Raw genomic sequence first — 14618 nt, 5'->3', positions numbered from 1 at the left:
GGCGTTGGTTTAACTCAACCGACAGCAGATGCACCACAACGGCAAAGCGCTGCGAATGCGGCTCTTTGCCGCCGTAAGTCAGATAATCCATGCCGCAGAGATCAATCAGCTGGTCGAACTTGAGACCGGCGGTATCGCGCAGCTTCAGCGCAGCGTCGTGATAATCCGCAGCAGCAACATCAATGGTCACCTCGCCCAGGTCCTGCTTGATGCGAACAATCGCACCGCCCAGAACCTGCTGCAGCGTATCGGCGAGGACTTGCGTATTTTGCGTCATAGTCGTTTCCCTTACCGTGCTCAGCGGGCGATCGTACTGGTACGACGAATCTTGTTCTGCAGCTGGATCAGGCCATACAGCAGCGCTTCTGCGGTTGGTGGGCAGCCCGGCACATAGATATCAACCGGCACAATACGGTCACAACCACGCACCACCGAGTAGGAGTAGTGGTAATACCCACCGCCATTGGCACAGGAGCCCATCGACACCACCCAGCGCGGTTCGGCCATCTGGTCATACACTTTACGCAGCGCCGGTGCCATTTTATTAGTCAGCGTACCGGCCACCACCATCAGATCAGACTGGCGAGGACTTGGACGGAACACCATGCCGAAGCGGTCCAGATCGTAACGCGACGTTCCGGCATGGATCATTTCCACCGCACAGCAGGCCAGACCAAAGGTCATCGGCCACAGAGAACCGGTACGGCAGTAGTTAATCAGCTTGTCAGCCGTTGTGGTGACAAAGCCTTCGTTGAGGACGCCCTGAATCTTCGACATCGCTTACTCCCACTCAAGGGCGCCCTTGCGCCACTCGTAGATGAAGCCGACCACCAGGATGCCCAGGAAGACCATCATGGCAATAAAACCGTGCATTCCGACTTCCTTGACGACAACCGCCCAAGGAAACAGGAAGGCAATTTCCAGATCGAAGAGAATAAACAGAATAGCGATCAGATAGTAACGGACATCGAATTTCATCCGCGCATCTTCGAAAGCCTCGAAGCCACACTCGTAAGCAGAGAGCTTTTCGATATCGGGATTATTCGGCGCGACAACATGGTTCAGGACACGGGCCAGCACGCCTACAGCGAGGCCAACCACAATGAACACCAAGATCGGAAAGTAATTTTCGAGCATCAAGCCACCCAAAGTTTGCTAAATGACGCACAACATTCAGAACAATAACCGAACCAGGCCGAACACTTTGTCCTGGTGCCGACGGCGAGACTCGAACTCGCACAGCTTTCGCCACTACCCCCTCAAGATAGCGTGTCTACCAATTTCACCACGTCGGCATTCCTGTCCGGTTTATCACTTAAATCAGCGACTTACCGAGGTACGTTTTTAGCCTTCGACGAACCGTCCGGATCGGCAGTTTTGCCTTCCGTCGGTACCGCCGCAGACCCAGCACCAGCGGGGTTGGATTCTACATTGGATTGCATCACACTGCCAGCATTTTTCGCTTGCGAAGATTGTAGATTGGCGAGAATGAGTGCGGTCACCAGGAAGATCGTTGCCAGGACCGCCGTCGAGCGTGAAAGAAAATTGGCCGAACCGGTAGCACCAAACAGGCTGCCCGAAGCACCGCTGCCAAAAGCCGCCCCCATGTCAGCACCCTTGCCATGCTGCATCAGCACCAGTCCAATCACCCCGAGGGCTGACACAATGTTCACGACCATCACGATCACGTAAAGAATATCCATCTGTTTACCCACGTCTCTTTCTAGAAAACTTGCTTATTACACCAGGCGGCTCGCCGCAGCGGTGCAGATTGTACTGAATTCCCGGGCATCCAGGGCGGCACCCCCGATCAAACCCCCATCGACATCCGGCAGCCCGAATAACACTTCGGCATTGGCTGCCTTGACACTACCCCCGTACAGAATGCGGGTTTGAACCAGGCCCGCCTGCAGCAAAGCCTGGCGAATATGGGCATGAACCGCCTGGACCCCTTCCGGGGTTGGTGTTTTGCCGGTACCGATGGCCCAGACCGGCTCGTAAGCCACCACCACACTGGCACCCTCATCTGCCACACCCGCCAGTGTTGCCAGCACAGGTGCCAACTGACGATCAATCACCCCCAGCGTCTCACCAGCTGCCTCGTCGTCGGCAGATTCGCCAACACAGATGATGGGCATCAGGCCACTATCCAGCGCCGCCATCGCCTGACGGGCAACCGCGTCATTGGTCTCGTCACAGAATTGACGTCGCTCCGAATGCCCGACAATCACATACGTGCAGCCCAGATCCTTGAGCATCGATGCACACACCTGCCCAGTGAAAGCGCCCACACGGTGCTCGCTGACCGTCTGCGCTCCCCAGGTGACCGGCGTTCCCGCCAGAAGCGCCCCTACCTGGGGCAGATACGGAAACGGCGGACAAACCCCGACATCCGGCAGGCGTTTCTGCGCCAGCAGGCTTAGCAAAGCCTCAAGCAGGGACTGATTGGCTTCAAAACCGCCATTCATTTTCCAGTTGCCTACCACCAGCGGCGTTCTGACGACCGTCATAAGGATTCTCTTGTACGCTTCATGCGATAAAAAGGCGCTCTACCCCATGGCGAGCGCCCCATCTATTTGTTTCTAAGCCATGATTCTATTTTTTTGCCGCTACCTGGTCAATGATTTACAGGGTCTGACGTACTACGGCAGCAATCGATTCAGCTTCATCGCGTGACAAAACAGCGTTCTCGGCCTCCACCATGACCCGCAGTACGGGTTCGGTCCCTGACGGCCGCAACAGCACCCGACCCCGATTCCCCAGACGGCCTTCTGCGGCGGCCACGGCCACCTTGACGGCATCGTACTGCTGCCAATCAAAGCCCGGTTTAACAGGCACATTAATCATGGTTTGCGGAAAGAGTTTGAGTTCACCCAGCAAATCACTCAGTGAGCCCCCGTCCCGTTTCAGCGCCACCAACACCTGCAAGGCCGACACCAGGCCATCACCCGTGGTGTGTCGATCCAGGGCCAGAATATGGCCCGAGTTTTCACCGCCGTACAGCCAGCCTTCAACCGCCAGCAGCTCCATGACATAGCGGTCACCCACTTTAGCCCGTTTGAACGGCACACCGCGTGCTTGAAGCGCCTGCTCCAGCGCCATATTGGTCATCAGGGTGCCCACCACGCCAGCCACCGGACCATCCAACAACCGCTCGCAAACAATCGCATACAACACCTGATCGCCATCGTATGCCTGGCCTGCACCATCCACCATTACCAGACGGTCTGCGTCGCCATCAAGGGCAATCCCGAAATCCGCGCCCACTTCAAGAACTTTACGACCCAACGATTCCGGGTGAAGCGCACCGACGCCCGCGTTAATGTTTTCACCATCCGGCTGGTTACCGATGGCCACCACATCAGCCCCCAGCTCATGCAGCACTTCCGCAGCAATGTGATAAGCCGCGCCATGGGCACAGTCCACGACGATCTTCAGCCCCCGCAAATCAAAGCTGGCAGGCACCGTGCTCTTGCAGAATTCAATATAACGACCGGCGGCATCATCAATGCGCCGGGCCCGGCCCAGATCCTTCGGCTCTACGGTCTGCATCGGCTTACCGTCCATCTCATCGATAGCAGCTTCAATGGCACGTTCCACGTCATCGGGTAGCTTCTTGCCATCGGCCGAGAAGAACTTGATACCGTTGTCTTCAAAAGGATTGTGCGACGCAGAAATCACCACCCCTGCCTGCAGACGCAAGGCACGCGTCAGGTAGGCAATACCCGGCGTTGGTAGCGGTCCGGTCAGACAAACATCCACCCCTGCCGCTGAAAACCCAGCTTCCAGCGCCGCTTCCAGCATGTAGCCCGAATTACGGGTGTCTTTGCCAATCAGAACCCCCGGTCGATGCCCCCCGGTGTCAGAACGGCTCACCAGCACACGGCCAGCGGCATAACCCAGGCGCAGTACAAAATCCGGCGTAATCGGATACTGCCCGACACGACCGCGCACTCCATCCGTTCCAAAATACTTACGACTCATCACCCACCCCAACGTTCACATGACTGCGGGCCCAGGGCCCGGTTGATCTTCAATGCATCCACGGTCTGCAGCACATCATGCACACGCAGGATCGCGGCACCTGCCTGCGCCGCCAGTAGTGCAGCAGCCACACTACCGGGCATACGGCCATCGACAGCATGACCCACAATCTCGCCGATCATGGATTTTCGGGAAACCCCGACCAGAATAGGCACACCGCTCGCCACAAACGCCGGCAACGCACGGAACAAGGTCTGATTATGAATAAATGTCTTACCAAAGCCAAATCCCGGATCCAGAATGATGCGTTCCCGTGAGATGCCAGCCGTGCTGGCACGTACCACAGCGGCATCCAGAAACTCGAGCACCTCGGCCACCACATCCTCATAGACCGGCGCTCGCTGCATATCCCTTGGCCGACCCTGCATGTGCATGAGACAAACGGACACCTGATCATGCGGCGCCACCGTGATGGCAGCTGCCGGGTCCCCCAGTGCCGAAATATCATTCATCAGGCCGGCACCAAGGCGAATCGCCTCCTCCATCACCACCGCTTTATACGTATCGACCGACACCGGAATCCCCGCGCTCTGCAGGCGTTCGAGCAAAGGCACCAATCGGCTCAACTCTTCATCGGCGCTCACGGCTGCTGCGCCTGGTCGCGTTGACTCCGCACCAATATCGACTAGATCAGCTCCGGCCGCCATCATAGCGCGCGCCTGCTCAAAAGCGGCATCCGTCTGCCGGGCAAGACCATCACCGGAGAACGAATCCGGCGTGACATTCACAATACCCATCACCAGCGGACGGCCCGGCGTCCAGCGCAGCGTATGTTCACCACAAAGAATCAGACTGTCAGACATAAGCCATCAGACACACATTCATAATCAACAAAAAGGCCGACCCGAAGGGGTCGGCCTCAGCGAGTATCTAGCGGGACTTCTCGCCCATCAGGCGGCGGCGGTCGCACCATCGGTGCTGGCCGTAGCGGTCGCTGACGGTGGCTGGCTCGAACCACCGGCCGGCGGTTGCGGCGGACGCGGTGCATTGCCGGCCATGATGTCGTTGATCTGGTCTGCATCGATGGTTTCCCATTCCAGCAGTGCCTGCGTCATTGCTTCTACCTTATCGCGGTTCTCATCCAGCAATTGCTTGGCCAGCGCATACTGCTGATCGATGATCCGGCGAATTTCGGCGTCCACCTGTTGCATCGTCGCTTCCGACAAAGCCTTGTGCGTCGTCACAGAGCGACCGAGGAACACTTCACCCTCGTTTTCGCCATAGACCATGGGACCCAGGTCCGACATGCCGTAGCGGGTGACCATGTCACGCGCCATGGATGTCGCACGCTCAAAGTCGTTCGACGCACCCGTTGTCATCTGGTTCATGAATAGCTCTTCAGCCACACGGCCACCGAACAATACGGCGATACGATCCATCAGATAGCCACGGTCATAGGCGTAACGATCCTGCTCCGGCAGCTGCATGGTCACGCCCAGCGCGCGACCGCGCGGGATGATCGTCACCTTATGCACTGGGTCTGACTTCGGCAATAGCTTGGCAACTACCGCGTGGCCCGACTCGTGATAGGCCGTGTTGCGCTTTTCATCTTCGCTCATGACCATGCTGCGACGCTCGGCGCCCATCATGATCTTGTCCTTGGCTTTCTCGAAATCTTCCATATCGACCAGGCGCTTGTTCTGGCGCGCGGCAAACAGCGCGGCTTCATTCACCAGATTGGCCAGATCGGCCCCCGAGAAACCCGGCGTACCACGGGCCAGTATATCGGCCTTGATGTCCGGCGCTACCGGCACTTTGCGCATGTGTACCTTGATGATTTCTTCTCGGCCACGGATATCCGGCAGCGGTACCACCACCTGGCGGTCGAAACGACCCGGGCGCAGCAGCGCCGGATCCAGAATGTCCGGGCGGTTGGTCGCAGCAATCACGATCACGCCCTGACTGCCTTCGAAACCATCCATCTCAACCAGCATCTGGTTCAGCGTCTGCTCACGCTCATCATTACCGCCACCTAGACCGGCACCACGATGGCGGCCAACGGCGTCAATTTCATCAATGAAGATGATGCAGGGCGACTGCTTTTTGGCCTGTTCGAACATGTCGCGCACACGCGCAGCACCCACACCGACAAACATTTCCACGAAATCCGAACCGGAAATCGAAAAGAACGGCACCTTGGCTTCGCCAGCAATGGCCTTGGCAAGCAGCGTTTTACCCGTACCCGGGCTGCCGACCATCAGCACGCCACGTGGGATACGCCCACCCAGCTTCTGGAACTTGGTCGGATCTTTCAAGAAATCGACGAGCTCCTGCACTTCTTCCTTGGCTTCATCACAGCCAGCCACATCGGCAAACGTGACGGTGTTCTGCGCCTGATCCATCATGCGCGCCTTGCTCTTGCCAAACGAGAACGGGCCACCACCCTTGGCACCACCGCCCTGCATCTGGCGCATGAAGAAAATCCAGACACCAATCAGCAACAGCATCGGGAACCAGCTGACAAAAATGTTCATCAGCATCGATGGCTCTTCTTCTGGCTTGGCTTCAATCTTGACGCCACTCTTCAGCAAATCCGATACCAGCCAGATATCCGGCGGTGCATAAGACGTTAGCTTTTTGCCATCCGTCGTCGTTGCCTTGAGGGTACGCCCCTCCATGACAACCTTACTGATCTTGCCGTCCTTGACCTCTTCGATGAACTGAGAGTATTCAACCGAGTTCTGAGCGGCCTGCTTGTTATTGAACTGGTTAAACACCGTCATCAGCACTAAACCGATAACGACCCAGATGGCAACGTTGCGAAACAGATTGTTATTCACGATGGCTTTCTGCCTAAAAAGTGAAACTAATGTTCTATTCTAACCTGACTCTGCGCTCTAACCTTGGACAATCCTTAAGGCCACAGCGCTACCATGGACAAGACTGCTCAACCCTATTTCAATCCTTGCCCCAACAGATACAACTCGCTACTCCGACCCCGTGAGGCTTCCGGCTTACGGGTCACCACCTTACGAAACACCTGGCGCATGGCAACCACGTATTCGGCAAAGCCCGAACCCTGAAAGACCTTGACCAGAAACGATCCCTGCGGCTGCAGGTGATTGGCGGCAAAATCCAGCGCCAACTCGGCCAGGTGGATCGACCTTGCCTGATCGGACATAGGGATACCAGACATATTGGGGGCCATATCAGAAAGCACAAGGTCCACTTTAGCCCCGTGAAGCATATCCTCTACTTGTTTCAGCACCGCTTCGTCATGAAAATCGCCCTGCAGGAACTCGACGCCCGGCAGCATTGGATCCAGCGGCAGGAGATCCAGACCAATGACCCGTCCCGTATCGCCCAGGCGCTTGCGCGCCACCTGTGACCAGCCGCCCGGCGTGCAGCCCAAATCCACCACAATGGCACCCCGACGGATCAGCTTGTCCTTGTCATCAACTTCCATCAGCTTGAATGCAGCACGTGAGCGCCAGCCCTCGGCTTTAGCGCGCTGAACCCACGGGTCATTCACATGTTCCCGCATCCACGCCCTACTCGTCTTGGTTCTTGCCATACATTCTGCCCGCTGTCTCTCGATTGAGTTCGCTGTTCTATTCAAGGCTGGCGTACAATGCCAGCCTGCATTATCCGTGTTTACTGCGTTGAGTTCACCATGACCCTTGATCGTATCGCCCAACTACTTGCCGACGAAACCGCCGAAGCCCCTGTTCCAGGCGAACTGGCTATCAGCACTGCCGAGCGCCGTGCGCTCAAGGCCGAGGCTCACAGCCTCAATCCTGTGGTCACCATCGCAGACAATGGCTTGTCCGAAACCGTGCTCAAGGAAATCAGTCATTCACTTAACAAGCATGGATTAATCAAAATCCGCGTCGTTAATGATGAGCGAGAAATTCGCGAAGCTTACCTCGCGGAAATCTGTAATACGCTCAATGCTGCCGCCATTCAGCATATTGGCAAATTACTGGTCGTATGGCGTCCGAAAGTCGAAGTTAAAGTCGACAAATCCGGTAAAGCAACCGGCCGCCGCAAAGCCCCTCGCCAACTAAAGCGTAACTTCCAGAACAACTAAACGGGGCTAATGACTGCCCCCGTTTAGCCCAAGTTATACGTAACGAACGTCGATCATCTCGTATTCGCGCTGACCACCTGGCGTCTGCACCTGCACCACATCACCGGCAAATTTGCCGATCAGGGCGCGCGCCAGTGGCGAAGCAAAAGAAATCTTCCCTTGCTTGATATCAGCCTCGTCTTCACCAACGATCTGATAGGTCACAGCCTGTCCCGAATCGGCATCTTCGAGATCAACGGTTGAACCAAAAACACAGCGGCCATCCGCATCCATGCTTGAGGGATCAATAATCTGGGCGTGGCTCAGCTTGCCTTCGACCTCCTGAATACGCCCTTCGATAAAGCCCTGTTTCTCTTTGGCGGCGTCGTATTCGGCGTTTTCAGACAAGTCGCCATGTGCGCGCGCTTCGGCAATCGCTTCAATAACGGCGGGACGCTCAATCGTTTTCAATCGGTGCAGCTCTTCTTTAAGTAAAGCGGCACCGGTTACTGTCAATGGAATCTTGTTCATGGCAGTGGCGATAAAATTAGTTCAGCTGCGCATGCAGGGACTGGATGGCATAAACCTTAAGCGCATCACCAGCCAGAATACCAGCCACAGCAGCCTCGGCTCCCCAGATCGTGGTGAACATGGTCACGCGCGCCATCAGACCCGACGTCCGGATCGAACGCGAGTCGTTGATGGCGTGACGCTTCTCTTCCACCGTGTTGATGATCAGGGCAACTTCGTTGTTCTTGATCATATCTACGACATGCGGACGGCCTTCCGTCACCTTATTCACACGCTGCACCGGCACGCCAGCATCTTCAATCGCCTTAGCGGTGCCGCGCGTCGCCACCAGCTGATAGCCGGCCAGATGCAGCTGACGCGCCATTTCGACCGCCTTCGCCTTGTCGCTGTCTTTCACCGACAGGAACACTTTTCCGCCTTTAGGCAATTTAACACTACTCGCCATCTGGGCCTTCACAAAGGCTTCTGGGAAGGTTTTACCCACCCCCATCACTTCACCCGTTGACTTCATTTCCGGGCCAAGAATGGTATCCACACCCGGGAACTTGGCAAACGGGAAGACCGCTTCCTTAACCGAGTAATACGGCGGCACGACTTCTTTCGTGACTCCTTGCGATGCCAGCGATTGACCGGCCATACAGCGCGCGGCAATCTTGGCAAGTTGAAGGCCGGTGGCCTTGGAAACGAACGGCACCGTCCGCGAAGCACGCGGGTTCACTTCCAGTACGTAGACCTCTTCATCCTTGATGGCGAACTGGACATTCATCAGACCACAGACGTTGAGCGCCTTGGCCATCGCCTTGGTCTGACGACGCAGTTCTTCCTGAACGGCTTTACCCAATGAATACGGCGGTAGCGAGCAAGCCGAGTCACCCGAGTGAACGCCGGCTTGTTCAATGTGTTCCATCACGCCACCGATGATGACTTCATGACCATCCGACAATGCATCGACGTCAACTTCACACGCATCATTCAGGAAACGATCTAGCAATACGGGCGAATCATTCGAGACCTTGACGGCTTCGCGCATGTAGCGCTCGAGATCCTTCTGCTCGTGCACGATTTCCATGGCACGACCACCCAGCACATACGATGGGCGAACAACCAGCGGATAACCGATTTCTTCGGCCATGCGCAACGCTTGTTCTTCGGTCCGCGCGGTCCGGTTCGGCGGCTGCTTCAGGCCCAGATCGTGCAGCAGCTTCTGGAAGCGTTCACGGTCTTCAGCCGCATCGATCATGTCTGGCGAGGTACCGATAATCGGCACGCCATTAGCTTCCAGCGCTAGCGCCAGCTTGAGTGGTGTCTGACCACCGTATTGCACGATCACACCGACCGGCTTTTCGATGGCCACAATTTCCAGCACATCTTCCAGCGTCAGCGGTTCGAAATACAAACGATCCGAGGTGTCGTAGTCAGTCGACACGGTCTCCGGGTTACAGTTGACCATGATGGTCTCGTAACCGTCTTCACGCATCGCCATCGCGGCATGCACACAGCAGTAATCGAATTCGATCCCCTGACCGATACGGTTCGGGCCGCCGCCCAACACCATGATCTTTTTCTTATCGGTCGGCTGAGCCTCGCACTCGTCTTCATAGGTCGAGTACATGTAAGCCGTGTTCGTAGCGAACTCGGCGGCACAGGTATCCACACGCTTGTATACCGGGCGCACGCCCAGGGCATGACGCCCGTCACGCACCACTTTTTCCGTCGTCTTGGTCAGATAGGCCAGACGGCGATCCGAGAAACCCTTGCGCTTCAGGAAGCGCAGCTCGTCCGCCGACAGGCTGTCGAATGCCCGCTGTTCTACGGTTAGCTCCAGATCGACGATTTCCTTGATCTGTGTCAGGAACCACGGATCGATCTTGGTCAGCTCGAAAACGCGATCCACCGACATGCCCACACCAAAGGCATCGGCCACATACCACAGACGATCCGGCGTCGCATTGGCGATCTGCTCGTCAATCGTTTCCGGATCTACCGACTTAAGGTTAAAGCCATCCACACCCACTTCCAATCCGCGCAAGGCTTTCTGCAACGACTCCTGGAAAGTACGGCCAATCGCCATGACCTCACCCACCGACTTCATCTGCGTCGTCAGGCGGTTATCGGCCATCGGGAATTTTTCGAAGGCAAAACGCGGCACCTTGGTGACCACGTAATCGATCGACGGTTCAAACGATGCCGGGGTCTTGCCACCCGTAATTTCGTTGGCCAGCTCATCCAGCGTATAGCCCACCGCCAGCTTGGCCGCGATCTTGGCAATCGGGAAACCGGTGGCCTTGGAAGCCAGTGCCGACGAACGCGACACGCGCGGATTCATTTCAATCACGACCATGCGGCCGTCATCCGGGTTAATCGAGAACTGAACGTTTGAGCCACCCGTATCCACACCGATTTCACGCAGCACGGCGATCGATGCGTTACGCATGATCTGATATTCCTTGTCCGTCAGGGTCTGCGCTGGCGCCACGGTAATCGAGTCACCCGTATGAACACCCATCGGATCCAGGTTTTCGATCGAGCAGATAATGATGCAGTTGTCCTTTCGGTCACGCACCACTTCCATTTCGTACTCTTTCCAACCCAGCAGCGATTCTTCAATCAGCAGCTCGCTGGTTGGCGAGGCTTCGAGACCACGTTTGCAGATCGTCTCGAACTCTTCCATGTTGTAGGCGATACCACCGCCGGTACCTCCCAGCGTAAACGATGGGCGGATGATGGTGGGGAAGCCGATGCCAGCCTGAACCTGGTAGGCCTCTTCCATCGAATGGGCGATCGCCGAACGGGCCGAACCCAAGCCAATCTTGGTCATCGCTTTTTTGAATTTTTCGCGGTCTTCGGCTTTGTCGATGGCTTCGCGCGAAGCACCGATTAGCTCGACACCAAACTGCTCGAGCACACCATTGGCCGCCAGATCCAGTGCACAGTTCAGCGCCGTCTGACCACCCATCGTCGGCAGCAGCGCATCCGGACGCTCGGTCTCGATAATGCGGGCGACCACCTGCCAGGTAATCGGCTCGATGTAGGTGACGTCGGCCATTTCCGGATCGGTCATGATCGTGGCCGGGTTGGAGTTCACCAGAATGACTTTGTAACCCTCTTCGCGCAGCGCTTTACAGGCTTGCGCGCCGGAATAGTCAAACTCGCAGGCCTGACCGATGACGATCGGACCCGCGCCGATGATGAGAATGCTTTTAAGGTCTGTACGCTTGGGCATGATTCAGGTTCTTATTATTTTGTGGCGTGTTGAGACATCAGATCGATGAATCGGTCAAAGAGGTAACTCACGTCGTGCGGGCCCGGGCTCGCTTCTGGATGCCCCTGGAAGGAGAAGGCCGGGGCATCGGTCAGCGCGATGCCCTGCAGGGTGCCGTCGAACAGCGAGACATGCGTCACGCGCACATTGGCCGGCAGGGTTTCTGCATCGGCGGCAAAGCCGTGGTTCTGGCTGGTGATCAGCACCTGACCAGTATCCACATCCTTCACCGGGTGGTTGGCACCATGGTGGCCGAACTTCATCTTCGTGGTCTTGGCGCCAGCAGCCAATGCCAGCAACTGATGCCCCAGGCAAATACCGTAGACCGGCTTCTTCACGGCCAGGAATTCACGGATCGCGGCAATCGCGTAATCACAGGGCTCGGGGTCACCCGGGCCGTTGGACAAAAACACGCCATCCGGATTCATGGCCAGCACCTCGGCCGCCGGTGTTTTGGCGGGTACCACGGTGACATCACAACCGCGCTCGGCCAGCATGCGCAGAATATTGCGCTTCACGCCAAAATCATAGGCCACCACTTTGAAACGTGGCGTTGGGCCTGTCACATAACCTTGGAGCGTCCACTCACCCTGGTTCCAGGTATAAGGTTTATCGACGGTCACTTCCTTGGCCAGATCCATACCGGCCAGCCCCGGAAAGGCTTTGGCTTCGGCCAGCGCCGCGGCCTCGTTCAGCGTTTCGCCGGCTGCGGCAGCAATGATGCAACCGGCTTGGGCACCTTTTTCACGCAGGACGCGTGTCAGTTTGCGGGTGTCGACGCCCGCAATCGCCACGATGCCATGCTTGACCAGATACGACGACAGATCGCTTTGCGAACGCCAGTTTGAAGCAATTTCCGGCAGATCACGGATCACCAGACCGGCCGCGTAATTGGCACCAGACTCGAAGTCTTCGTCATTGCAGCCAACGTTGCCGATATGCGGATAGGTCAGTGTCACGATCTGACGGCAGTAAGACGGATCGGTCAGAATTTCCTGGTAACCGGTCAGCGCGGTGTTAAACACCACCTCACCAGAGGTTTGACCAGCGGCACCGATGGATTCTCCACGGAACACCGTGCCATCGGCCAGAACCAGCAAAGCGGCCGGGCGCGTGGAACACAGGGGGCGGCTACCAGCGGTAGCCACGGAGGCAGACGATAAAGACGAGGCGGGCTCAGGGTAGGACACAGCGACTCCGGGTAGCAGACATGCAAAGCGGGAGCCCATGACGACCGCCCGAAGGCAACCTGACTGGTACTCCCGCTTGAGTCCTGCAAATGCAGGATTTAAGCGACCGAATTATAGCGGAAAGCGGGGCACAAGGCTACCCCTTCCCGAGCAGATCAGCCACGCAAGCCGAGCACATCCTGCATATCAAACAAGCCGTTAGCGCGTCCGTGGATGAATTTTGCCGCCCGCACACTGCCTAATGCATACGGCATACGGCTGCTAGCCTTATGGCCGATTTCCACGCGCTCACCGGTACCACAGAACATGACCACGTGGTCACCCACGATATCGCCGCCCCGCACCGTGGCAAAACCAATCGTCGTTTCGTCACGCTCGCCGGTCACGCCTTCCCGGCCATAAACTGCCACATCCTTCAGGTGACGGCCCAGCGCATCAGCCACTACTTCACCCATACGCAGTGCCGTACCCGACGGGGCATCGACCTTGTGACGATGGTGCGCTTCAACGATTTCCACGTCGTAACCCGAATTGAGGATACCGGCTGCAATTTCCAGCAACTTGAAGGTCACATTCACGCCCACACTCATATTCGGGGCAAAGACCACCGGAATTGACCGCGCTGCATCGGCCAGCGCTGCCTTACCCGCCTCTTCAAAGCCGGTGGTGCCGATCACCATCCCTACCCCCGCGGCCTTACAGGCCGCCAGATGCACGAGCGTCGCTTCCGGACGGGTGAAATCGATCAGGCAGTTGGCACCCTGAACTCCGGCTGCCACATCCGTCGTAATACGCACCGAGCTGGTCTGACCTACAAACTCGCCCGGATCACGACCAACGAATTCGCTGCCTTCGCGCTCAAAAGCAGCGTGCAGCTCGGTGGCCGGATCACGCAGCACGGCTTCGATCAGCATACGGCCCATTCGGCCGGAAGCACCCGCAACAGCAACTTTAACGGGGACGGACATAAGGCATTCCTTGTTTACTTGAATAGATGAATAAAACGCCACCACCAGGAATCACTGGGTGGCTCGGCGCCTTCCGGCGGGCCTTCCGCATCGGCCGGCAGGCTGCCCAGATCAATAACTTGTGGCTCGTTACTGCGCACCGCCTGTGCCAGATCGGCGGCGGCCACAGCATCGGCGTTCACATCGCCGGTAATCTGTACGCCAGGCGGCGGGCTACCCGCAGCCACATCCCCGCCTACCCGCTCCAACTGACCAGCCGCATTGAAGTAGACGAAAATATTGCGCATGGTGATTTCACCACTCGCACCGTCTTCGTAGCGGTACACGTAATCCCAGCGGTTGGCATGGAACGGATCCTGTAGCAACGGTGTACCGAGCACATAACGCACCTGATCCCGCGACATACCAGGTCGCAACTGCACGATGTGCTTCTGTTCTACGACATTGCCCTGCTGCACGTTGACGCGATATTCGAGGAAATAACGCTCAACTGCACAACCGCTCACCAGCAACGGGGCGCACACCAGACCAATTCCGGCGACGCCTTTAAGGCGAACGACCAATAAGGAGGCGCGATCAGTGTGCATGAATAGAACAGCTCGGTGCAAAAGCCG

15 protein-coding genes and 1 tRNA gene are annotated in these 14618 nt (G+C 57.1%); 1 reads left to right on the top strand and 15 read right to left on the bottom strand.

The window, feature by feature from the left end; all coding sequences use genetic code 11:
- From AC3GOJ_RS08445 to AC3GOJ_RS08400, 10 genes are all read right to left on the bottom strand, one after another.
- The coding region (locus AC3GOJ_RS08445; RefSeq protein ID WP_488237021.1) for an NADH-quinone oxidoreductase subunit C at positions 1–277 on the bottom strand (277 nt) is incomplete at its 3' end.
- A gap of 20 nt (positions 278–297) precedes the next feature.
- The gene (locus AC3GOJ_RS08440; RefSeq protein WP_162050274.1) at positions 298–777 is read right to left on the bottom strand and encodes a NuoB/complex I 20 kDa subunit family protein; all 480 of its coding nucleotides are present in this window, start codon (positions 775–777) and stop codon (positions 298–300) included.
- 3 nt (positions 778–780) lie between these two features.
- Positions 781–1137: an NADH-quinone oxidoreductase subunit A gene (locus AC3GOJ_RS08435; RefSeq protein WP_488237020.1), complete on the bottom strand. Its 357-nt coding sequence runs from the start codon at positions 1135–1137 to the stop codon at positions 781–783.
- Between the two features lie 73 nt (positions 1138–1210).
- A tRNA-Leu gene (locus AC3GOJ_RS08430) sits at positions 1211–1295 on the bottom strand.
- A 33-nt stretch (positions 1296–1328) separates the two neighbouring features.
- Positions 1329–1703: a preprotein translocase subunit SecG gene (gene secG, locus AC3GOJ_RS08425; protein ID WP_488237024.1), complete on the bottom strand. Its 375-nt coding sequence runs from the start codon at positions 1701–1703 to the stop codon at positions 1329–1331.
- 36 nt (positions 1704–1739) lie between these two features.
- Positions 1740–2510 (bottom strand): triose-phosphate isomerase, encoded by a 771-nt coding sequence (gene tpiA / locus AC3GOJ_RS08420; protein ID WP_488237019.1) that lies wholly within the window; start codon positions 2508–2510, stop codon positions 1740–1742.
- 115 nt (positions 2511–2625) lie between these two features.
- A complete protein-coding gene (glmM, locus tag AC3GOJ_RS08415) occupies positions 2626–3984 on the bottom strand; it encodes a phosphoglucosamine mutase (RefSeq protein ID WP_488237018.1) in 1359 nt (452 codons plus the stop codon).
- Entirely contained in the window at positions 3984–4847 is an 864-nt protein-coding gene (folP, locus tag AC3GOJ_RS08410; RefSeq protein WP_488237017.1) for a dihydropteroate synthase, read from the bottom strand. Before folP ends, glmM begins: the two co-directional genes overlap by 1 nt.
- Positions 4848–4934: 87 nt before the next feature.
- On the bottom strand, positions 4935–6767 hold the full coding sequence (gene ftsH / locus AC3GOJ_RS08405) for an ATP-dependent zinc metalloprotease FtsH (protein ID WP_488237023.1): 1833 nt from the start codon (positions 6765–6767) through the stop codon (positions 4935–4937).
- A 170-nt stretch (positions 6768–6937) separates the two neighbouring features.
- On the bottom strand, positions 6938–7558 hold the full coding sequence (locus AC3GOJ_RS08400; RefSeq protein ID WP_488237016.1) for an RlmE family RNA methyltransferase: 621 nt from the start codon (positions 7556–7558) through the stop codon (positions 6938–6940).
- A 99-nt stretch (positions 7559–7657) separates the two neighbouring features.
- Between AC3GOJ_RS08400 and AC3GOJ_RS08395 the strand changes: the two genes are divergently transcribed.
- Complete coding sequence (locus AC3GOJ_RS08395; protein ID WP_488237015.1) at positions 7658–8074, top strand: YhbY family RNA-binding protein; 417 nt, start codon at positions 7658–7660, stop codon at positions 8072–8074.
- Positions 8075–8107: 33 nt separating this feature from the next.
- Here the strand turns inward: AC3GOJ_RS08395 and greA are convergent, their stop codons facing one another.
- From greA to AC3GOJ_RS08370, 5 genes are all read right to left on the bottom strand, one after another.
- Positions 8108–8584 (bottom strand): transcription elongation factor GreA, encoded by a 477-nt coding sequence (gene greA / locus AC3GOJ_RS08390; protein WP_488237014.1) that lies wholly within the window; start codon positions 8582–8584, stop codon positions 8108–8110.
- 16 nt (positions 8585–8600) lie between these two features.
- Positions 8601–11807 carry a carbamoyl-phosphate synthase large subunit gene (gene carB / locus AC3GOJ_RS08385; protein WP_488237013.1) on the bottom strand — a complete coding sequence of 1069 codons (3207 nt, stop codon included), beginning with the start codon at positions 11805–11807 and terminating at the stop codon, positions 8601–8603.
- Between the two features lie 14 nt (positions 11808–11821).
- Positions 11822–12970: a glutamine-hydrolyzing carbamoyl-phosphate synthase small subunit gene (gene carA / locus AC3GOJ_RS08380; RefSeq protein ID WP_488237022.1), complete on the bottom strand. Its 1149-nt coding sequence runs from the start codon at positions 12968–12970 to the stop codon at positions 11822–11824.
- Between the two features lie 221 nt (positions 12971–13191).
- Positions 13192–14004: a 4-hydroxy-tetrahydrodipicolinate reductase gene (gene dapB, locus AC3GOJ_RS08375; protein WP_488237012.1), complete on the bottom strand. Its 813-nt coding sequence runs from the start codon at positions 14002–14004 to the stop codon at positions 13192–13194.
- 14 nt (positions 14005–14018) lie between these two features.
- Positions 14019–14591, bottom strand: coding sequence for an outer membrane protein assembly factor BamE (locus AC3GOJ_RS08370; RefSeq protein ID WP_488237011.1), 573 nt, complete (start codon positions 14589–14591; stop codon positions 14019–14021).
- Positions 14592–14618: the final 27 nt, after the last annotated feature.

The organism is Fluviibacter sp. (genome assembly GCF_057744235.1).
Note: the sequence above shows the minus strand (reverse complement) of the source record. Positions and strands in the feature narration are given on the sequence as shown.